18 protein-coding genes are annotated in these 19809 nt (G+C 64.5%); 11 read left to right on the forward strand and 7 right to left on the reverse strand.

All coding sequences use genetic code 11. The features are described from left to right. Window positions 1-7: 7 nt before the first annotated feature. From DW352_RS01580 to DW352_RS01595, 4 genes are read right to left on the reverse strand one after another with little or no spacing between them, the layout of a single operon-like run. Window positions 8-1090 carry a DUF2865 domain-containing protein gene (locus tag DW352_RS01580; RefSeq protein ID WP_115687889.1) on the reverse strand — a complete coding sequence of 361 codons (1083 nt, stop codon included), beginning with the start codon at window positions 1088-1090 and terminating at the stop codon, window positions 8-10. Window positions 1091-1113: 23 nt separating this feature from the next. Beyond that, window positions 1114-2016, reverse strand: coding sequence for a DMT family transporter (locus DW352_RS01585; RefSeq protein ID WP_245434282.1), 903 nt, complete (start codon window positions 2014-2016; stop codon window positions 1114-1116). Window positions 2017-2073: 57 nt separating this feature from the next. Next, entirely contained in the window at window positions 2074-2709 is a 636-nt protein-coding gene (maiA, locus tag DW352_RS01590; protein WP_115687891.1) for a maleylacetoacetate isomerase, read from the reverse strand. A gap of 35 nt (window positions 2710-2744) precedes the next feature. Then, window positions 2745-3293 (reverse strand): MarR family winged helix-turn-helix transcriptional regulator, encoded by a 549-nt coding sequence (locus DW352_RS01595; protein ID WP_245434283.1) that lies wholly within the window; start codon window positions 3291-3293, stop codon window positions 2745-2747. 299 nt (window positions 3294-3592) lie between these two features. Here DW352_RS01595 and hmgA point away from each other — a divergent pair, with 299 nt between their 5' ends. The 5 genes from hmgA to DW352_RS01620 all read left to right on the forward strand — a co-directional run bounded on the left by hmgA (window position 3593) and on the right by DW352_RS01620 (window position 9009). Continuing rightward, window positions 3593-4900, forward strand: a complete 1308-nt coding sequence (gene hmgA / locus DW352_RS01600; RefSeq protein WP_115687893.1) for a homogentisate 1,2-dioxygenase — start codon at window positions 3593-3595, stop codon at window positions 4898-4900. Window positions 4901-4913: 13 nt separating this feature from the next. Then, window positions 4914-5930, forward strand: coding sequence for a fumarylacetoacetate hydrolase family protein (locus DW352_RS01605; RefSeq protein ID WP_115687895.1), 1017 nt, complete (start codon window positions 4914-4916; stop codon window positions 5928-5930). Between the two features lie 29 nt (window positions 5931-5959). Beyond that, complete coding sequence (locus tag DW352_RS01610) at window positions 5960-6913, forward strand: MBL fold metallo-hydrolase (RefSeq protein ID WP_115687897.1); 954 nt, start codon at window positions 5960-5962, stop codon at window positions 6911-6913. Window positions 6914-7228: 315 nt separating this feature from the next. Further along, complete coding sequence (locus DW352_RS01615) at window positions 7229-8824, forward strand: FAD-dependent oxidoreductase (protein WP_115687899.1); 1596 nt, start codon at window positions 7229-7231, stop codon at window positions 8822-8824. Next, a complete protein-coding gene (locus DW352_RS01620; protein ID WP_115687901.1) occupies window positions 8821-9009 on the forward strand; it encodes a DUF2783 domain-containing protein in 189 nt (62 codons plus the stop codon). The genes DW352_RS01615 and DW352_RS01620 overlap by 4 nt, the downstream gene beginning before the upstream one ends. A gap of 6 nt (window positions 9010-9015) precedes the next feature. Here DW352_RS01620 and DW352_RS01625 read toward each other — a convergent pair whose 3' ends face one another. Continuing rightward, window positions 9016-11136, reverse strand: a complete 2121-nt coding sequence (locus DW352_RS01625; protein WP_245434284.1) for a hybrid sensor histidine kinase/response regulator — start codon at window positions 11134-11136, stop codon at window positions 9016-9018. 227 nt (window positions 11137-11363) lie between these two features. Beyond that, on the reverse strand, window positions 11364-11666 hold the full coding sequence (locus tag DW352_RS01630; protein ID WP_115694193.1) for a hypothetical protein: 303 nt from the start codon (window positions 11664-11666) through the stop codon (window positions 11364-11366). Between the two features lie 306 nt (window positions 11667-11972). On the opposite strand from DW352_RS01630, the gene cysS reads away from it, so the two are divergent. The 4 genes from cysS (at window position 11973) to DW352_RS01650 (ending at window position 16159) form a co-directional block, all read left to right on the forward strand. After that, window positions 11973-13343, forward strand: a complete 1371-nt coding sequence (gene cysS, locus DW352_RS01635; protein WP_115694194.1) for a cysteine--tRNA ligase — start codon at window positions 11973-11975, stop codon at window positions 13341-13343. Then, complete coding sequence (locus DW352_RS01640) at window positions 13340-13852, forward strand: GNAT family N-acetyltransferase (RefSeq protein ID WP_115687903.1); 513 nt, start codon at window positions 13340-13342, stop codon at window positions 13850-13852. The genes cysS and DW352_RS01640 overlap by 4 nt, the downstream gene beginning before the upstream one ends. 208 nt (window positions 13853-14060) lie before the next feature. Further along, the gene (gene cimA, locus DW352_RS01645) at window positions 14061-15656 is read left to right on the forward strand and encodes a citramalate synthase (RefSeq protein WP_115687905.1); all 1596 of its coding nucleotides are present in this window, start codon (window positions 14061-14063) and stop codon (window positions 15654-15656) included. A gap of 128 nt (window positions 15657-15784) precedes the next feature. After that, window positions 15785-16159, forward strand: a complete 375-nt coding sequence (locus DW352_RS01650; protein WP_115687907.1) for a VOC family protein — start codon at window positions 15785-15787, stop codon at window positions 16157-16159. A 145-nt stretch (window positions 16160-16304) separates the two neighbouring features. Here DW352_RS01650 and DW352_RS01655 read toward each other — a convergent pair whose 3' ends face one another. Then, window positions 16305-16910 carry an LOG family protein gene (locus DW352_RS01655; protein WP_115687909.1) on the reverse strand — a complete coding sequence of 202 codons (606 nt, stop codon included), beginning with the start codon at window positions 16908-16910 and terminating at the stop codon, window positions 16305-16307. A 178-nt stretch (window positions 16911-17088) separates the two neighbouring features. On the opposite strand from DW352_RS01655, the gene DW352_RS01660 reads away from it, so the two are divergent. Together DW352_RS01660 and DW352_RS01665 are read left to right on the forward strand one after the other, a co-directional pair. Further along, entirely contained in the window at window positions 17089-19080 is a 1992-nt protein-coding gene (locus tag DW352_RS01660; RefSeq protein WP_115687911.1) for an ABCB family ABC transporter ATP-binding protein/permease, read from the forward strand. 12 nt (window positions 19081-19092) lie between these two features. Continuing rightward, window positions 19093-19791, forward strand: coding sequence for a phosphatidylserine decarboxylase (locus DW352_RS01665; RefSeq protein WP_115687913.1), 699 nt, complete (start codon window positions 19093-19095; stop codon window positions 19789-19791). Window positions 19792-19809: the final 18 nt, after the last annotated feature.

Here is a 19809-nt window from a genome sequence, read left to right on the forward strand (position 1 = left end):
GCAATCGCTAGCGTTGTGCGGGCAGGAAGGTCGGGCCGACCGTGCGCACGGGGCGTTTGCCGGGCTCTGATTCGGCGGGCGGCGCGCTGGCCTGCGGATCGCTCGTCGGCGCGGTGCCCGCCTTCGCATCAGGGCGGATCGGCTTGCCGTCGGCGCCGATGCGCGGTTGCGACAAGCGGCGCGCGTTCTGTTCGGTCACCACCACGTCGCCGGGAGCGACGGTCTGGTCCGGTCCGTTGACCTTCAGCGCATCGGCCCAGCTTTCGCCCGCTCGCCGGCAACTGCAGGCGGGGGTCATGGCCTTGCGATACGCAAATGCCGTCGGGAGGTCGGTGTAGGGACGGCCGGCAAGCGACACCGCCTGCGACACGTCCTCGCCCGGGTTGTGATAGGTGTAGAGCTGCACCTCGGCCGCGGGGCAGGTGCGCTGGCAGGCCTGTTCGTCGGCGGCAAAGCGCTCCGGCGAGGTCGAATACGAGATCGGATAATAATAGCCGTCGCAGGTGCGCACGCAGAGCGTGCGGAAGGTGCCGCCCATCGGGCCGGCTGGCGTCGAGGAGATGCCGGGGCCGATGTCATTGTTCGGCGTGCCGTCATTGCCGAACAGCCGGTCGAAGAAGCCGCCCTTCTGGCTGGCCGTTACCGCCGCGCGGTACTGCGGGCCGCAATTGTTCTCGCCGAGCGCGATCATCAGCGACTGGCGCTGCGCCAAACGCTGCGTGGTGCCGCCGTTGAGCTGCTCCAATTGCATCTGCAGCCGCTCGAGCGTGTTGCGCTGCTGGCCGATCTGGCGCGTCAGGCCGCCGCACTCGGGGGGCGGATTGGAGAAGATCGAGAAGAAGCCGGTGTTTTCGCAGCCCATGCGCCGGCTCTGGGCGACCATCCGGTCGACCTCGTATTGCTGGCGGTTGACCGCGTCTTCGGCGCGACGAATCTGGTCGGCGCGGCCGGGATCGCTGTTGCCGCGGTCGAGCGAGGCAAGCTGCGCTTCCAGCCGTTGGCACGTTGGATTGGCCGATTGCGCCAGCGCGCTGACGCAAGAAAGCAGCGCGAAGGCCGTGGCCGCGGACGTAAGGATCGTTCCCCTCATGGGCCGGCACTCTAACGGGTAAATTATGGCGATGCGAGGTCAGCCGCGCGGCCCGCGCGTGCACTTTCCGCGCGCAGGTTCCAGACGACACCGACGATGATGATGAGCGCGCCCAGAAACACGAAAATGTCGAGGGATTCGTTGTAAAACGCCCAACCCACCACGGCGATCAACGGAATGCGCATGAAATCGAGCGGGACCACGAGCGTGGCGTCGCCGGCGCGGAACGCGTTGCTCAGACAATAGTGTGACGCCGCACCGCCGAGCCCGATGCCCAGCGCGGGCAGAATGTGACTGCTGTTCATGTTGAGGAGCGCTTGCAGGTCGCTGCCGATCAGCGACAGCGGAAACTGGATCGCCGCCATCCAGAAGACGATGCCGAAGGTGGTTTCGGTCATGGTCAGCTTCTTGGTGGCGATCATCGTGATGGCGTAGCCGAAGGCCGCGCCGAGCACGAGAAACGCTGCCGGGTTGATGCTCGCCACGCCCGGCCGCAGGATCACCAGCACGCCGACGAGCCCGAGCACGACGACGCCGATGCGACTCGGAGTCATTTTTTCGTGCAGCAGCCAGGGCGCGAGCAGCACGGTCCAGGCCGGCATCGTGAATTCGAGCGCGAAGACCATCGCGAGCGGCAGCATGGTGAGCGCGAGCGCCCAGCCGAACTGGGAGATGTAATGCACGACGTTGCGCAGCAGCGTCAGGCCGATCCGGCGCGGCAGCGTGTAGTGCCGCAACGATGGACGCGCCGCGAGCAGCGCCAGCATGATCAGCAGCGCGGCGCCGCTGCGAATGGCCAGAATCTCAAAGATGCTCATGCCGCGCAGCGACAGTTCGCGCACGGAGACAGCCATCATCGAGAACGAGAGGAGCGTGCCCGTCATCCACAAGACGACGCGCACGAGGTTGTTGGTGACGAGAGGCAAGATCCGGCAGTCCGATGAGTATTGCAACGCGCGGTCTAGCAGACCGCGCGCCACACGTCACTCGGCATCAGGCTGATTCTCAGGCCGCGCTTTGTCGAAGGCGGGGAGCTTGAGGCAGGCCGCCTCGACCGCGAGGATCTTCGGGAAGGCGTCGAGCGGCACTTTGAGCCGGCGCGCATTGTAGACTTGGGGAATGAGGCAGATGTCGGCGATCGTCACCTGCGCGCCGCAGAGGTACGGCCCGGGCATGATCATCTCTTCCATCGCCTTAAAGCCCTGGATCACCCAATGATGATACCAGGCGTCGATCGCGGCCTGCTCGTGCTTGAGCTCGCGCTTGAGATACTGGAGCGAGACCAGGTTGTTGAGCGGGTGGATGTCACAGGCGACGATCTGCGCCATGGACCGCGCCTTGGCGCGCGCGAGCGCATCGGCGGGCAGCAGCGCCGGCTCGGGCTGGATCTCGTCGAGATATTCGATGATGGCGAGCGACTGCGTCAGCACCTCGCCGGTCGACAAGGCGAGCGCCGGCACGCGCTCCTGCGGATTGACGGTGTGAAATTCCGGTCTGTGCTGATGACCGCCGTCTTTGGTGAGATGGATCGGCACCATCTCGTAGGGCAGACCCTTGAGATTGAGCGCGATACGAACGCGATAGGCGGCAGACGAACGGAAATACGTGTAGAGCTTCACTGAGACCACTCCGGCGGTACGATTGCGCCGGCAGCTTACCGTCCGCCGCGCGGATTGGCGATATCCGCATTGATCTGCGACGAGCGCTCGATGAGCTTTTCGAGCGCGCGGTCGAGCGCGGCGCGGTCGGCCGCATCGACGACCGAAAGAAGCTGCTCCGCAAAACCGAGCGCGCTCGGGGCGAGGTCGTTGTAGATGTCGCGGCCGGCGGGCGTGAGCGAGAGGAAGGCCTCGCGCAGGTCGGCACGGTTGGCGCGCCGTGCGATGAGTTTCCGACGTTCGAGCAGGGCGACGGCGCGCGACACCTTGGTCTTGTGCATACAGCTGTGGGTGCCGATCGCCTTGGCCGTCATCATGCCGAACTCGCCGAGCGTGACCAGCACGCGCCATTCCGGCACGCCGATCTTGTAGCGGTCCGCGTAAACGCGGGAGAGCGCCTGCGAAACCTGGTTCGAGCAGACGTTGAGCTTATAGGGCAGGAATTCTTCGAGTTTGAGGGCGGCGTCGGCCGGCCCCGCACTCATCGGGCTCCCGATCTCCCGGGTGTCGGTATTACCCGACGCTTCCTTCGTCGTATCGATCATATTGCGCTGCCGCATTCCCCTGGTGCCGAGGGGTCCATTGGCAGGACCTCCTTCCAGCGTGGACAGACATTGGCTGAAGTTACGACCGCGCGCAACGAGTTTGGAAGTGTTCTAAGTTAGTGGTTGCATATATGATTTTCTGTGACCGGCGTTACGCCGGCGCCCAGACACCGGCATTTTTCACGCTCCAAGACTGGGTGGCGGAGGCTTTCGCAACGCCCGTGCACGAGGGTCTATTTGACCTTGGTTACAGAAGAAACTAAATAACCGGGCCCGTTACGGGCAGGGGAGAGTCAAGAATGACCGGCTACATGTCCGGCTTCGGCAATACGTTCGAGACCGAGGCGCTGCCCGGCGCGCTGCCGGTCGGACGCAACTCGCCGCAGAAGTGCAATTACGGGCTCTACGCGGAACAGCTCTCCGGCACGCCGTTCACGGCGCCCCAGTCATCCAATCAACGGTCCTGGCTCTATCGCATCCGGCCAACGGTCCGGCACACCGGCCGTTTCGAGAAGATCGATAAGGGCGCGATCCGCACCGCGCCGACGCGGGAGGACACCGAACTGCCGATCGGCCAGATGCGCTGGTCGCCCGTGCCGATGCCGCAAGACAAACAGACCTTCGTCACCGGGTTGCGCACGATCACGATCGCCGGCGATGTCGACAGCCAGAACGGCATGGCGAGCCACCTGCTGTTCGTCACGCAGTCGATGGAGCGCGAGCATTTCTTCAATGCCGATGGCGAAATGCTGATCGTCGCCGAGCATGGCAAGATTCGCTTCCGCACCGAGTTCGGCGTCATCGAAATCGAGCCGGGCGAAATCTGCGTCATCCCGCGCGGTGTCATGTTCCGCGTCGAATTGGTCGACGGGCCTGTGCGCGCTTACGTGTGCGAGAACTACGGCGGCGGCTTCATCCTGCCGGACCGCGGTCCGATCGGTGCGAACTGCCTCGCCAATCCGCGCGACTTCCTCGCGCCGGTCGCGGCCTACGAGGATGTCGAGGGACCGCACACTTTGTACGTGAAGTGGGGCGGGGACCTCTTCAAGACGGAGGTATCGCAGTCGCCGCTCGATGTCGTCGCCTGGCACGGCAACTACTATCCCTACAAATACGATCTGCGCCGCTTCTCGCCGGTCGGGGCGATCATGTTCGATCATCCCGATCCGTCGATCTTCACGGTGCTGACGTCGCCGTCCGAGACGCCGGGTACGGCCAATGTCGACTTCGTCATTTTCCCGGAGCGCTGGCTTGTGGCGGAGAACACGTTCCGCCCGCCCTGGTATCACCGCAACATCATGTCGGAGTTCATGGGCCTGATTTACGGCGTCTACGATGCCAAGCCCGAGGGCTTCGTGGCGGGCGGTTTCAGCCTGCACAATCAGATGCTGCCGCACGGACCCGACACGGATGCGTTCGAGCATGCCAGCAACAGCGAACTCAAGCCGGTGCGGCTCTCCAACACGCTCGCCTTCATGTTCGAGACGCGCTTCCGCCAGCGCGTCACACAATACGCGGCAGCGCTCGACACGTTGCAGGAGAACTATATCGACTGCTGGAGCGGCCTGAAGAAGCACTTCGACCCCAACCGGCGCGAGCCGAAATAAAGAAAAGATCGTCATGAAACTCGCTTCGTTAAAGGACGGCCGCGACGGGCGGCTGGTCGTCGTCGCCAAGGACCTCACGCGCTGCGCCGACGCCGGCGCGGTCGCGCCGACGTTGCAGGCCGCGCTCGACGACTGGTCGTCGGCCGCGCCGCGGCTGAAAGAGATCGCCGCCGCGCTCGAAGCCGGCCGCGTGTCCCATGCCCCGTTCGATGCCGCCAAATGCGCGGCGCCGCTGCCGCGCGCCTATCAATGGCTCGATGGCTCGGCTTACGTGAATCACGTCGCGCTGGTGCGGCAGGCGCGCGGCGCCGAGATGCCCGCGTCGTTCTGGACCGATCCGCTGATGTACCAGGGCGGGTCCGATATCTTCCTCGGGCCGCGCGAGCCGATCCCGGTCGTCGACGAGGCCTGGGGCATCGATCTCGAGGCGGAAGTCGTCGTCATCCTCGGCGACGTGCCGATGGGCGCCACGCGCGAGGAGGCCGCGGCGGCGATCAAGTTGATCATGCTGGTCAACGACGTCACCCTGCGCAATCTCACCGGCCCCGAGCTCGCCAAGGGCTTCGGCTTCGTGCAGTCAAAGCCCGCCTCCGCCTTCACGCCGGTGGCGGTGACGCCGGACGAGTTCGGCGCGGCCTTCGACGGCGCCAAGGTCAACCTGCCGCTCCTGTCCTTCGTCAACGGCAAGCCCTTCGGCAAGCCGCAGACCGGCAACGACATGACCTTCGATTTCCCGGCGCTGATCATGCACGCCACCCGGACGCGCGCGCTCGTCGCCGGCACGATCCTGGGCGCCGGGACGGTATCCAACCGCGATGCCGACGGCGGCCCGGGTAAGCCGATCGAGGAGGGCGGCCTCGGCTATTCCTGCATCGCCGAGCAGCGGACGGTCGAAACGATCCGGCTCGGCAAACCCCTGACGCCTTTCCTAAAGTTTGGTGACAAAGTGCGCATAGAAATGAACGATGCGCAGGGCCGCCCGATTTTCGGCGCTATTGAGCAAGACGTGGTACGCTATCGCCGCGGATAACCCGCGAACGTCAGGCGAGGTGTGACGGTATGGTTGGTAAGGGTTTTGCTTCCACTGAAGATCTTGGTGAGAAGAAGGTCTCGTTCGACCAGATTGGGCCGGGACTCTACGCCTACACTGCCGAAGGCGATCCCAACTCCGGCGTAATCGTCGGCGATGACAGCGTCATGGTCATCGATGCGCAGGCGACGCCGGCGATGGCCAGCGAGCTCATCGCGCGTGTTGCCAAGATCACCGACAAGCCGATCAAATACGTCCTGCTCACGCACTATCACGCGGTGCGCGTGCTGGGCGCCTCGGCGTTCAAGGGCGCTGAAATTCTTGCCTCCGACACCACGCGCGGATTGATCGCCGAGCGGGGCAAGCAGGACATGGACTCCGAAATCGGCCGCTTCCCGCGGCTGTTCCGCGCGGTGGAATCGATCCCGGGGCTCACCTGGCCGTCGCTGACCTTTCCCGACCAGATCTCGGTCTGGCTCGGCCGGCGCGAAGTGCGCATCATGCATATCGGCCGTGGCCACACCGCCGGCGACGTGATCGCGGCGGTGCCGGATTGCGGCGTCGTATTTTCCGGCGATCTCGTGGAGTACAAGTCGGCCTGTTATTGCGGCGACGCGCATTTCACCGATTGGCCGTCGACGCTCGACAATCTTGCCGAGATGCAGCCGACCGCGCTGGTGCCGGGTCGTGGCGCCGCGCTGACGACGGCGGAACAGGTCAAGGAAGGCATCGAGCTGACCACCGATTTCCTGTCGACGCTTTACGGCTCGGTGAAGGAGAGCGTCGCCAAGGGCCGTTCCTTGAAGGATGCTTTCGACTTCGTTCGTTTGGCGATGGACCCGAAGTTCAAGAGCTACGCGATCTACGAACATTGCCTGCCGTTCAATGTCTCGCGTGCCTATGACGAAGCGCGGGGCATCGAGTGGCCGGTGATCTGGACGGAGGAGCGCGACCGCGAAATGTGGGCGGCGCTACAGGGCTGACGTCGACAGGGGGAAAGCATGGCGTTGCGTCTTAGACCGTCGTCTCCACTGCTTCCCTCCGCCGATGCCCTTGCCGTTCGGTGGGACGCGCAGCACTCCTGGCCCCACCCGGCGGCACAGCGGGGTGGGCGATACGTCAATTTCTTGAAGAACCTCTCGATCGTTGGCGGCGCGCTGTCTGTCGTTGCCGGCGGGCGGGACGTTACGCGGTGAACGCAGCACCGGCGCGGCGATAGCGACCGCGCCAGTGAGCGCCCCATCGGGGCAACAAAAACAGAGCGTCCGAACGGACGCCGCGACTGGAGAGGAAATGCCGTGAGGAATGCTCTCTATAACTTCGCCTATCGCCGTTCGCCGGACCAGGACGCGCGTGCGCCGGTGCGCCATCCGGTGGTGGTCGTCGGCGCCGGTCCGGTCGGTCTTGCCGCCGCGATCGATCTCGGCCAGCGCGGCGTGCCGGTCGTGCTCCTCGACGATGCCGACCGCATCGGCGAGGGATCGCGCGGCATCTGCTGGTCGAAGCGCACGCTGGAAATCTGCGACCGGCTCGGCGTCGGCGAGAAGCTGGTGGCGCAGGGCGTCACCTGGAAGCTGGGCAAGGTGTTCTCGGGCGACGATCTCGTTTTCGCGTTCGATCTCTTGCCGGAGGAAGGCCATAAGATGCCGGCCTTCATCAACCTGCAGCAGTTCTATCTCGAGAAGGCGCTGTGCGATCGCGTTGGCGACATCGACGCCATCGACTTGCGCTGGAAGAACAAGCTGATCGGCGTCGAGCCGCACAACGATCATGTGCGGTTGAAGATCGATACGCCGGATGGGCCTTATACTTTGGAGGCCGGCTGGCTGATCGCGGCGGACGGTGCGCGCTCGACCACGCGGGACATGCTCGGCCTCAGCTTTTCCGGCGTGACCTTCGAGGACAAGTTCCTGATCGCCGATATCAAGATGGCTGCGGATTTTCCGACCGAGCGCCGGTTCTGGTTCGATCCGTCCTTCCATGCCGGACAGTCGGCGCTGATGCATCGGCAGCCCGACAATGTCTGGCGCATCGATCTCCAACTCGGGCCCGATGCCGATATCGTTGAAGAGCAGAAGCCCGAACGTGTTACCGAGCGGCTGAAAGGGATGCTGGGCGACATCGCCTTTACCATCGAGTGGATATCGATCTATCGCTTCAACTGCCGCCGGCTCGATCGCTTCGTGCATGGCCGTGTCGTCTTCGTCGGCGACGCCGCGCATCAAGTGTCGCCGTTCGGTGCGCGCGGTGCCAACTCCGGCATTCAGGATGCCGAGAATCTGGCCTGGAAGCTTGCGGCGGTGCTGAAAGGCGAAGCGGGGCCGTCGCTCATCGAGAGCTATGAGCGGGAGCGCATCCAGGCCGCGGACGAGAACATAGCGCACTCGACGCGGTCGACAGATTTCATCGCGCCGCATTCGCCGGCCGAGCGGCAGTTGCGCAACGCGGTGCTGGGTTTGGCGCCGAAAGCAGACTTCGCGCGCCGCATGATCAATTCCGGCCGGTTGTCGGTGGCGACGGTCTACGACACGTCGCTGTCGACGCCGGACGAGAGTGGCTTTGGCGGCAGCGCGCGCCTGGGCGCGCCATTGCCCGATGCGCCCGTGCGGCGCAAGGACGGCACGTCCGGTCATCTGCTGGATAATATCGCCGGTGAGTTCACGCTGCTCTACGTCAAAAATGGTGCGGCGCCCGAGGTGCCGGACGGCGTCATGTCCATCTGCCTCGGCGAGGACCTCATCGACAGCGAGGGTGTGCTTTGCCAGCGCCTCGATGCCTCGCCCGGTGCGGCCTATCTTGTGCGGCCGGACCACCATCTTGCCGCCCGCTGGCGGCATGCCGACGGCGCTAAGATCGCGGCCGCGCGCCGGCGCGCGATGGGGAGGGCGGGATGAGCAAGCTGATCACGCAGTTGCAGTTTCCCGATCCAGACGCCGCCTATGTCACATTGGTGGAGGCGCGGCGCGGCTTGAGCATGGAGGCGTCGGCCGAGCTGGACACCAAGCTCGTGCTGATACTCGCCAACCATATCGGCGATCTCGATGTGCTCAGGGAAGCCGTAGCGCTGGCGAAGGCGTGAGACCGGTCAGGCCTTCTTGCCGTCGAGCACGTTGCGCACCTTGCTGGTCAAGGCCTCGGTGGTGAACGGCTTGATCAGCAGTTCGACGCCAGCGTCCAGCCGTCCGTGATGAATGATGGCGTTGCGCGTATAGCCGGTGGCGAACAGCACCGGCAGATCCGGTCGCAGCTTCTGTACCTCATTGGCGAGCTGGCGGCCGTTCATGCCACCCGGCAACACCACGTCGGTGAACAACAGGTCGATATCCGGCGTCTTGCTGAGGAGCTCCAAGGCGTCGGCGGCCGTGGCCGCATGGTCGACGCGATAGCCAACTTCGGAAAGTGCCTCGATGACGTAACGGCTGACGTCGAGATCGTCTTCGACCAGCAGGATGCGCTCGTGATGGCGGTCGCCGCGCGGAATAGCCGGTTCCTCCGGCGCCGTCCATGTCGGAAAGGCGGCTTCGTCGGCAAGCCGCGGGAAGTACATCTTGAGCGACGTGCCTTGCCCCGGCTCGCTGTAGATCTGGACGTGGCCATCCGACTGCTTGACGAAGCCATAGACCATGCTGAGACCGAGCCCGGAGCCGACGCCCGTGGGCTTCGTGGTGAAGAACGGCTCGAATGCTTTGTCGCGCACTTCCGGTGTCATGCCCGTGCCGGTGTCGCTGACCGCGACCATGACGTATTGCCCGGACTTGAGTTCGGTGCCGGTGCGTTGAACGTAGGCCTCGTCGAGATAGGCGTTCGACGTTTCGATCGTCAGCCGGCCACCCTCCGGCATGGCGTCGCGCGCGTTGACCGCCAGATTGAGAATGGCGTTTTCGAGCTGGTTCGGGTCGATCGCTGCCCGCCACAAGCCGCTTGCCAGCACCGTCTCCACCGTGACCGCTTCGCCGATGGTCCGGTGCACGAGCTCGGACATCTCCTGCACCAGGCGATTGATGTCGACTGTCTTGACCTCTTGCGGATGCTGACGCGAAAACGCGAGCAGGCGTTGCACCAAAGTCGCGGCACGCAGCGAAGCCTGCCGGATGGCGCTCAGCGAACGGCCGACGCGTTCGTCGGCGCCGTCGAGGCGGCGCAGCGCCAATTCGACATTGCCGATGATGGCGGTCAGCAGGTTATTGAAGTCGTGCGCGATGCCGCCGGTCAGCCGGCCGACCGCCTCCATCTTCTGCGCCTGCTGTAGCGCGAGCTCGGTGGTCTGCCGCCGGACAGTTTCCTCGCGCAACTGCCCATAAGCCGAGGAGATCTTGCGTGTGTTGCGCAACGTGAGGATCGCGAGCGCGAACAAAGCGAGCGTTGCCGGAAGGCCGAATATCAGATGCGATGACATGTCCCGCAGCCAAGCGAGACGAATCGAGTTCACCGTAAAGCCGACGATGACGTAGACATTCTGGCCGGGCAGCTTGCGATAAGCGGCAATGCGGTCAATGTTGTCGACCGATGAGGCGCCCGACGCCAGGCCGCCCTCGGGCCGCTGGGCGATGCCCAGCATGATCGGCGAATTTGCCCCCAACCGGGGAGAGCCTGGCAGCGCCGGATAGCGCGCCAGGATAGCGCCGTCGCTGCGAAGAATGGCGGCGTTGCTGACGGCATTCTCCGGCAGTGTGGCGTAGTAATTGCTGAAATATTCGGGCGCGATGGAGACGAGATAGACGCCTTCGAACTTGCCGGTCGGACCCGTGCGCTTGCGCGTGATTGCGAAGAATGACGTGTCGGCGGCGCGTGCCTGAACGACCTCGCTGACGTAGGTGCCGATGTTGCCCGTCTTCTGCAGCCGGAAATAATCGCGGTCGCTGAGGTCGAGCGGCGGCATCGGATAAACCGTGCCGCCGACCAATGGATGGCCGTTGCCGTCGATCACCCAGAGGTCGCGAAGCTGCGGCAGATCGCGGATGAAGTTGCGGATGCGGCCGCTGTATTCCGCCTCTTGGGCCCGGATCTGCTCATTGCTCAGGTCGCCGAACATCTCCTCCATGTAGCGCTCGGTGACCTCGAAGGTCTCGAACACCTTGGCGGCGTGCTCCTGCATCTGCGCCGACGTGCGCAGGAGGCGGTCCTCCGCATCCGCGAAGTGGTCGCGGTAGGAGATCCAACTTGCGATGGCGAAGAGGACGATGGGAACAATGACGGTGCCCGCCACCAGCAAACGCAGGGGGCGGTCGCTGGGCCCAGGGGGCGCCGTCGGGCCGGCCGGAACCCGAGGGGACGGTCGGGTGAATGAGTAGGGCATGCGCCTTTAGGTTGAAAAAGCGTGGAAACCCATAGGTAGCCGGGGATGGATGAGAACTCAATGTTGTTGGCTGGGCCCCGAAAATAAAAAGGCCCGGCTGGATGCCGGGCCCCCAAAACTGGCGATCGGTTGGCGTGTCAGCGGGTGCAGACGATCGCGACGTAGTGCTCGCAGCCGGCGCCGGTACAGGCATCGCCGGTCGGCACGCTGCCGGTAATCTCCTCCCGGTCGACCTTGTGATAGGTCGATGCGGAGGCGAATGCCCGGGTCTTGCAATAGGCGTTGGCGGCCGCGGCGCCGCATCGCTCGCCATTGGCGAGGCAGCGGTCGACGCCGTAGCCGTCGGCATCGTTGGCGATGATGAACATGCGCCGCTCGTCCGCGTGGACGGTGGACGCGAGGCACAACAGGGCAGTGAGGCCGGCAAAGAGGGTCCGCATCATCTAAAGTCGCTCGAATGGTGGAGGCGCCGTCCCGGGCGTCGGCCGCTACAATGCGGGCAAAATCCTTAAACTGCGTTTAACCTTGCCGCCCGGTGGCGGCTGGGAGGGAAGGGGGACATACCGTCCGCGGCCCTTGACGGCCCGCCCGCGACAAATCATTGTGCGCCCCGATGGACCGCCTTAACCATATCTGCGGTATCGCCCGCAAGATTATTATTAGCTAGCGCACAACGCTGGCTGCGGCCGTCTTTTCTCAAATCGAGATCGGTTAAGACGCCCGGCCAGCGGCCGATGGGTGTCTTTATGACTTCGGAACTCAAACTTTACGATACGCTGACGCGTGAGAAGCGGCCGTTCAAGCCGATCGATCCCGCCAACGTGCGCATGTATGTGTGCGGACCGACGGTCTACGACTTCGCCCATATCGGCAATGCGCGGCCGGTCATCGTGTTCGACGTTTTGTTTCGGCTGTTGCGCCATATCTACGGCGAAGCCCACGTCAAATACGTGCGCAACATCACCGACGTCGACGACAAGATCAATGCACGCGCGGCCGAACGCGGCATCTCGATCCGCGATCTGACGGAGGAGACCTATCGGAATTTCAAGGCCGACGTTGCGGCGCTCGGCTGTTTGCCGCCGTCCGTCGAGCCGCGTGCCACCGAGCACATCGACGAGATGAAGGCGCTGATCGAACGCCTCGTGAGGGACGGCCACGCTTACGTCGCGGAAGACAACGTGCTGTTCAACGTGCCGTCGATGCCGGATTACGGGAAGCTGTCGAAGCGGCCTATGGATGAAATGATCGCCGGCGCCCGCGTCGAAGTCGCGCCCTACAAGAAGGACGCGCAGGACTTCGTGCTGTGGAAGCCGTCGAAGCCGGGCGAGCCGTCGTGGCCGTCGCCGGCCGGCATCAAGACGCCGGGACGGCCGGGCTGGCATATCGAATGCTCGGCGATGAGCTGGAAGCACCTCGGCCAGACCTTCGACATTCACGGCGGCGGGATCGACCTCGTCTTTCCGCACCACGAGAACGAGATTGCGCAATCGCGCTGCGCCTTCCACACCGACGTGATGGCGAACTACTGGATGCACAACGGCTTCCTGCAGGTCGAAGGTGAGAAGATGTCGAAGAGCCTCGGCAACTTCTTCACCATCCATGAGCTGCTCGCGGACTGGCCCGGGGAAGTGCTGCGCTTCAACATGCTGCGCACGCATTACCGCCAGCCGATCGACTGGACGGTGAAGGGGCTGGAGGAGAGCTGGAAGACGCTCGACGATTGCTATGCGGTCGTCGCAGACAGCGCGGATACCACGATTTCCGATGAGCTTCTGGTCGCGCTTGCCGATGACATGAATACGCCGCAGGTGATTGCGGTGCTGCACGGCCTTCGTCATGCCGCGCATGGCGGCGATCCTGCGGCGCGCGCGCAGCTGTCCGGTTCGCTGCGGCTCCTTGGCTTTCTGCGCGACAGCGCGGCGGGTTGGGCCGGCCGTCGTAAAGCTGGTCACGACATCGACGCCTCGAAAGTCGAGGGACTGATCGAAGCCCGCACTGCCGCGCGCAAGGCTAAGGATTTCAAGGAGTCCGATCGTATCCGCGACGAGCTCGCCGCTATGGGCGTGGTGCTCAAGGACTCCAAGGACGGCACCACCTGGGAGATCGCGCGATGAGCGCCCAAGCGCACCCGCAGTTCGCCTTGCGGCCCTTTCTCGCCGAAGACGCGCCTGTGCTCGCGGAGATCTTCCGCGAGAGCATCACCGAATTGACCGGCGACGACTATAGCGAGGCGCAGCAGGAAGCGTGGATCGAGTCCTCCGACGATGTCGCGGGGCTCGCCAAGCGGCTCGCCGGCGCACTGACGCTGGTCGTGACGATGCAGGGTTCGCCCGTGGGCTTCGCCTCGCTCGCCGGCAAAGACAAGATCGACATGCTGTATGTGCATCCGGCGGCAGCCGGTCACGGTGCCGCGGCGATGCTCGTCGATGCGCTGGAAAAGCTCGCCGGGGCACGCGGAGCCGAGAAGCTGAAAGTGGATGCCAGCGACACGGCGCGCGGCTTCTTCGAGAAGCGCGGTTACGTGCCGCAACAGCGTAACTCGATTTCCCTCGGCGACGAATGGCTCGCCAACACAACGATGTCCAAAGCGCTCGTCAAGCCGGAGGCCGTGAAGCCGTCATGAGCAAGCCCGACACGCCGTTTCCACGTCACTGGCTCTACTACATCGTGCTCAAGATCGCGATCATCGGCGCCGCGGTGGCGGTGGCGACCAAGTATTTCGGACTGTGGTGAGGCGCGCGCAATGAAACGCCATCACGTCATCATGGGCGTCGTCGCCCTTCTCGTCGTCGTCGCGCTGGCGGCGAACTATTATCTCTGGTGAGGCTACCATGGCCCGCGAACGGCTCTATCTCTTCGACACCACGTTGCGCGATGGCGCGCAGACCAACGGTGTCGATTTCACGCTTGCCGACAAGCTGGCGATCGCCGGCATGCTCGACGAACTCGGCATCGATTATGTCGAAGGCGGCTATCCCGGCGCCAATCCGACCGATACCGAACTGTTCGGTGAGAAGCGCAAGCTCAATACGACCTTCACCGCCTTCGGCATGACGCGCCGGCCGGGCCGTTCGGTGTCGAACGATCCTGGTCTCGCCGCGCTGCTCGACGCCAACGCCGACGCCATATGCTTCGTTGCCAAGTCGTCCGACTATCAGGTCAAGGTCGCGCTCGGCACGACGGAGGAGGAGAACCTCGCCTCGATCCGCGACAGCGTCAAAGCGGCTAAGGCCAAGGGCAAGGAAGTTTTGCTCGACTGCGAGCACTTCTTCGACGGCTACAAGGGCAATCCGCAATACGCGCTTGCTTGCGCGAAGGCGGCCTATGACGAAGGCGCGCGCTGGGTCGTGCTCTGCGATACCAACGGCGGGACTTTACCGCACCAGGTCGAGGCGATCGTCAGCGCGGTGTGCAAGGTCATCCCGGGCGATCATGTCGGTATCCATGCCCACAATGACACCGAGCAGGCGGTGGCCAATTCTTTCGCGGCGGTGCGTGGTGGCGCCCGCCAGATTCAGGGCACGCTCAACGGTCTCGGCGAGCGGTGCGGCAATGCCAACCTCGTCTCCATCATCCCGACCCTGAAGCTGAAGAAGGAATACGCCGATCAATTCGAGATCGGGGTCAGCGATGCGGCGCTGAAGAAGCTTTCACAGATTTCGCACGCGCTTGATGAGCGCCTCAACCGCGCGCCGGACCGGCACGCGCCGTATGTCGGCGACAGCGCGTTCGCCACCAAGGCCGGCATTCACGCTTCGGCCATCATCAAGGATCCGACGACCTACGAGCACGTGGCGCCGGAGGTGGTTGGCAACAAGCGCAAGGTGCTGGTCTCCGAACAGGCCGGCAAGTCGAATGTGCTGGCGGAACTCGAGCGCATCGGTCTGACCGTCGATAAGGACGATCCGCGCATTGCGCGTTTGTTGGACGTGGTGAAGGAGCGTGAGGCGATCGGCTATGCCTATGAAGCGGCGGATGCGTCGTTCGATCTCCTGGCGCGCCGCACGCTCGGCAAGGTGCCGGCCTATTTCGACGTCAGCCAGTTCGATGTGAACGTCGAGCAGCGCTATAACGCGGTCGGCGAGCGCGTCACCGTCGCCATGGCAGTGGTGAAGGTGAAGGTCGGCAACGACAGCCTGATCTCGGCCGCGGAGGGAAATGGTCCCGTCAACGCGCTGGACCAGGCGCTGCGCAAGGACCTTGGCAAATATCAGGACTACATCAAGGGTCTGAAGCTGTCGGACTTCCGTGTGCGTATCCTCAACAGCGGCACCGAGGCGGTCACACGCGTGCTGATCGAGAGCGAAGACGAGAGCGGCGACCGCTGGACCACGGTCGGTGTGTCGCCGAACATCATCGATGCGTCATTCCAGGCGCTGATGGACTCGATCATTTATAAGCTGGTGAAGTCCGGCGCGCCGGCGTGAGATAGTCCCTGTCGTCCCGGGCGACTGAGCGATAGCGAAGGAGACCCGGGACCCATGCGCCGCAGCCTATCGAGAGTGCACGGTGTATGGATCCCCGCCTTCGCGGGGACGACAGCGGAGCGAATTCGATGATCGACCACGTCTCCGTCGCTGTGCGCGATCTCGCCGCGTCGACACGGTTTTATGAAGCCGTGCTCACCACGCTCGGCTTTGCCAAGCTCGAGCAGCGGCCCGCGACCGTCGGCTTCGGCAAGGCCTATCCCGAGTTCTGGATCAATCTGCGCGAAGGCTTGTCGCCGCTGGTGGAAGGCAACGGCGCGCATGTCTGCTTCCGCGCGCGCTCAACCGCTCTCGTCGACGCGTTTCACGCGGCGGCGCTGGCCGCGGGCGGCGTGAGCGACGGCGCGCCGGGTCTGCGCCCGCAGCACGGGGATGGGTACTACGCTGCGTTCGTTCGCGATCACGACGGCAATCGCATCGAAGCGGTGACGTTTGTGAAGTGAAGCCGTCATCCTGGTGCGCAAAGGCGCGCGCTTGCGTGCCGTGCGCACGTGCCGCGTCTCGCATGTCTGCGGACGCTCACGTGGGCAGGGCGCTGACGCGCCTTTGCGCACCCTACGCCTCTGACCTGAGGGGAAAGAGGGAGGCCTACAACTTCTCCGCCAGCTTCGGCGGCATCTCTTTGGCTTCTTCTGGAACGCCGGCGGCGGCCTTCTCCAGCATCGGCAAAATCTCGTCCACGGTCTTCGCCTCGAGCAGGTCGAAGTTGAAGTCGCCGCGGATGAACTCCAGCGCCTTCATGTGATCGAGCAGGGCGCAGAGCGGGTTCCAGAAGCCGTTGATGTTGGCGAGCAGGATCGGCTTCTTGTGCCGGCCGAGCTGCGCCCAGGTCATCTGCTCGACCACTTCCTCCAGCGTGCCGATACCGCCGGGCAGCGTCACGAAGGCGTCCGCCATGTCGAACATCTTGCGTTTACGCTCGTGCATGTCCTGCGTGATGATGAGCTCGTGCGTGCCGCGCAACGCCCGCTCGCGGTTCATCAGGAACTCGGGGATGATGCCGATGACCTCGCCGCCGTGGTCGAGGACCGAATAGGCCGTCGCGCCCATGATGCCGATGGCGCCGCCGCCATAGACGAGCCCGATACCGTTTTTGGCCATGATGGCGCCGAAAGCCTTGGCCGCCTCGACGAAGGCCGGGTCGGTTCCCGGGCTCGAGCCGCAGTAAACGCAGATTCTTCGGATTTTGCTCATTTTTCCATTCTCTTCCGGCCGCGGCGGGTGTGCAACGCAGCGACCATATCGTCAAGCGGCCACGCAAATTCCTGCGGGATTAAGGCCTTATTCCAGGTCTCCCGGGGTGATTACCGGCCGGAAACCTCCTATATGGGGCGCGGCGGGGCTTGGCGCCCTGCCGATTCCGGACCTCCGAATGACCGCTGACCGCAATCCCCACCGCACTTCCGGGTCACCCCCGCGCGTCTCCGCCGACCGCGAGGCGCTGCTGCGCACCGTGGTGCATCTGTGGCCCTATATCTGGCCGAGCGACCGGGCCGACCTGAAGGGGCGGGTGGTCGGTGCCATGGCGCTCCTGCTGGTCGCCAAGCTTGCCACCATCGCCGTGCCGTTCACCTTCAAATGGGCGACGGACGCGCTCGCGGGCGGCGGCAGCGCGCCGGTGGCCTCTTCCGACTGGCTGGTTTGGATCGTCGCTGCGCCCATCCTGATGACGGTCGCTTACGGCGGCATGCGCATCCTGATGGCGGTGCTGACGCAGTTGCGCGACGGCCTGTTCGCCAAGGTCGCCATGCACGCGGTACGAAGGCTTGCCTACCGCACCTTCGTGCACATGCACGAATTGTCACTGCGCTTTCACCTCGAGCGCAAGACCGGCGGTTTGACGCGCGTTTTGGAGCGTGGCCGCAACGGCATCGAGACCATCGTACGCATGGTCATCCTGCAGCTCGCGCCGACGATCATCGAGCTCGCGCTCGTGACCGGCGTGCTGATGTGGCAGTTCGACTGGCGCTATGTGGTCGTGATCCTGATCACCGTCGTGCTGTACATGGCTTACACGTACTACGCGACGGAGTGGCGTATCGGCATCCGCCGCAAGATGAACGACAGCGACACCGACGCCAACGTGAAGGCGATCGACTCGCTGCTCAACTACGAGACGGTGAAGTATTTCTCGGCCGAGGAGCGCGAGGCCGCGCGGTACGACCGCGCCATGGAGCGCTACGAGGACGCGAGCGTCCGTGCTTACACCTCGCTCTCCGTGCTTAATGCCGGACAGGCCACCATCTTCACCGTCGGTCTCGCCGCCGCGATGGTGATGTGCGCCTTCGAAATCCGGGCGGGTTCGAAGACGGTCGGCGACTTTGTGCTGATCAACTCGATGATGATCCAGCTCTACCAGCCGCTTAATTTCATGGGCATGGTCTATCGCGAGATCAAACAGGCGGTGATCGACATCGAGACCATGTTCTCGATCCTGGCGCGCAATCCGGAGATTCAGGACGCGCCCGGCGCCGCGCCGCTCACGGTCTCGGCCGGCGTCATCCGCTTCGACAATGTCGCCTTCGCCTACGAACCGGACCGTCCGATCCTCAAGGGCATCAGCTTCGAGGTGCCGGCGGGCAAGACCGTCGCCGTCGTCGGCCCGTCGGGGGCCGGCAAGTCGACCATCTCGCGGCTTCTGTATCGCTTCTACGATCTGTCGGCCGGTCGCATCACCATCGACGGCCAGGACATCGCGCAGGTGACGCAGGCGTCGCTGCGCCGACAGATCGGCATGGTGCCGCAGGACACCGTGCTGTTCAACGATACCATCCGCTACAACATCCGCTACGGCCGCTGGGAAGCGAGCGATGCCGAAGTGGAAGAGGCGGCGCGGCTGGCGCAGATCGACGGCTTCATCCGTCTGTCGCCGAAGGGCTACGAGACCGAGGTGGGCGAACGTGGCTTGAAGTTGTCCGGCGGTGAGAAGCAGCGCGTCGCCATCGCGCGCACCATTCTGAAAGCCCCGCCGATCCTGGTCTTGGACGAGGCGACCTCGGCGCTCGACAGCCACACCGAGAAGGAAATCCAGGATGCGCTCGAGCGCGTATCTCAAGGACGCACGACCCTGGTCATTGCGCACCGGCTCTCGACCATTGTCAGCGCCGATGAAATCATCGTGCTGAGCCAAGGGGAAATCGTCGAGCGCGGCACGCATTACGCGCTGCTCGCCAAGAACGGGCTCTATGCCAGCATGTGGAATCGGCAGCGCGAGGCCGAGGAGGCGCGTGAGCGTCTGGCCCGCGCCGGCGACGACGAGGGCGCGCCCAATCGCAATCCGCCGCCCGTGGAAGATGCCATCACCGCCGCCGCAGCGACCGCCGAAACAGCGCCCCCAGTGGCGCCGGCCGACGCGGCAGAGTAGAACACACCCACCATGTCCATCGTCAATTCGATCCGCCAGCAGTTCGTCCCAATTACGCCCGAAGGCTATCCGTTCATCGGCGCCTTCGCGCTCATCGCTCTCATCCTGTTCTGGCTGTGGAGCCCGCTCGGCTGGATCGGCACCGTACTGACGCTGTGGTGCGTCTACTTCTTCCGCGATCCGCCGCGGGTGACGCCGGTACGCGAGGGCCTCGTGGTGTCGCCCGCCGACGGGCGTGTGAGCCAGATCACCACCGCCGCGCCGCCGCCCGAGCTCGGCCTGGGTCCGCTGCCGCTGCCGCGCGTGTCGATCTTCATGAGCGTGTTCGACTGCCACGTGAACCGCAGTCCGGTGTCCGGCCGCGTCGAGCGGATCGCCTATACGCCGGGGAAGTTCTTCAACGCCGACCTCGACAAAGCGAGTGTCGATAACGAGCGCAACGCGCTGGTCATCTCGACCGGCGGCACCCGCATCGCGGTGGTGCAGATCGCGGGCCTGGTGGCCCGCCGCATCGTCTGTTTCGTGAAGGAACAGCAGCCGGTGGGGGCTGGCGAGCGCTTCGGCATGATCCGCTTCGGCTCGCGCCTCGACGTCTATTTGCCGCCGGGTTCGATGCCGCAGGTTGCGGTCGGGCAGATTGCGACCGCCGGCGAGACCGTGCTCGCGGACCTCGCCCATTCCGACACGGGGCGCGCTTTCCGGGCAGGCTGAGGCGCGAAATCGTCGTTA

The sequence above is a fragment of the Pseudolabrys taiwanensis genome, from assembly GCF_003367395.1.
Lineage (GTDB): Bacteria > Pseudomonadota > Alphaproteobacteria > Rhizobiales > Xanthobacteraceae > Pseudolabrys > Pseudolabrys taiwanensis.

Bases quoted from the DNA above. Each gene is read 5' to 3' on its own strand.
- DW352_RS01580 (WP_115687889.1), bottom strand. From the start codon at position 1,090: ATGAGGGGAACGATCCTTACGTCCGCGGCCACGGCCTTCGCGCTGCTT.
- DW352_RS01595 (WP_245434283.1), bottom strand. From the start codon at position 3,293: ATGATCGATACGACGAAGGAAGCGTCGGGTAATACCGACACCCGGGAG.
- hmgA (WP_115687893.1), top strand. From the start codon at position 3,593: ATGACCGGCTACATGTCCGGCTTCGGCAATACGTTCGAGACCGAGGCG.
- DW352_RS01605 (WP_115687895.1), top strand. From the start codon at position 4,914: ATGAAACTCGCTTCGTTAAAGGACGGCCGCGACGGGCGGCTGGTCGTC.
- DW352_RS01610 (WP_115687897.1), top strand. From the start codon at position 5,960: ATGGTTGGTAAGGGTTTTGCTTCCACTGAAGATCTTGGTGAGAAGAAG.
- DW352_RS01620 (WP_115687901.1), top strand. From the start codon at position 8,821: ATGAGCAAGCTGATCACGCAGTTGCAGTTTCCCGATCCAGACGCCGCC.
- DW352_RS01630 (WP_115694193.1), bottom strand. From the start codon at position 11,666: ATGCGGACCCTCTTTGCCGGCCTCACTGCCCTGTTGTGCCTCGCGTCC.
- cysS (WP_115694194.1), top strand. From the start codon at position 11,973: ATGACTTCGGAACTCAAACTTTACGATACGCTGACGCGTGAGAAGCGG.
- DW352_RS01640 (WP_115687903.1), top strand. From the start codon at position 13,340: ATGAGCGCCCAAGCGCACCCGCAGTTCGCCTTGCGGCCCTTTCTCGCC.
- cimA (WP_115687905.1), top strand. From the start codon at position 14,061: ATGGCCCGCGAACGGCTCTATCTCTTCGACACCACGTTGCGCGATGGC.
- DW352_RS01650 (WP_115687907.1), top strand. From the start codon at position 15,785: ATGATCGACCACGTCTCCGTCGCTGTGCGCGATCTCGCCGCGTCGACA.
- DW352_RS01655 (WP_115687909.1), bottom strand. From the start codon at position 16,910: ATGAGCAAAATCCGAAGAATCTGCGTTTACTGCGGCTCGAGCCCGGGA.
- DW352_RS01660 (WP_115687911.1), top strand. From the start codon at position 17,089: ATGACCGCTGACCGCAATCCCCACCGCACTTCCGGGTCACCCCCGCGC.
- DW352_RS01665 (WP_115687913.1), top strand. From the start codon at position 19,093: ATGTCCATCGTCAATTCGATCCGCCAGCAGTTCGTCCCAATTACGCCC.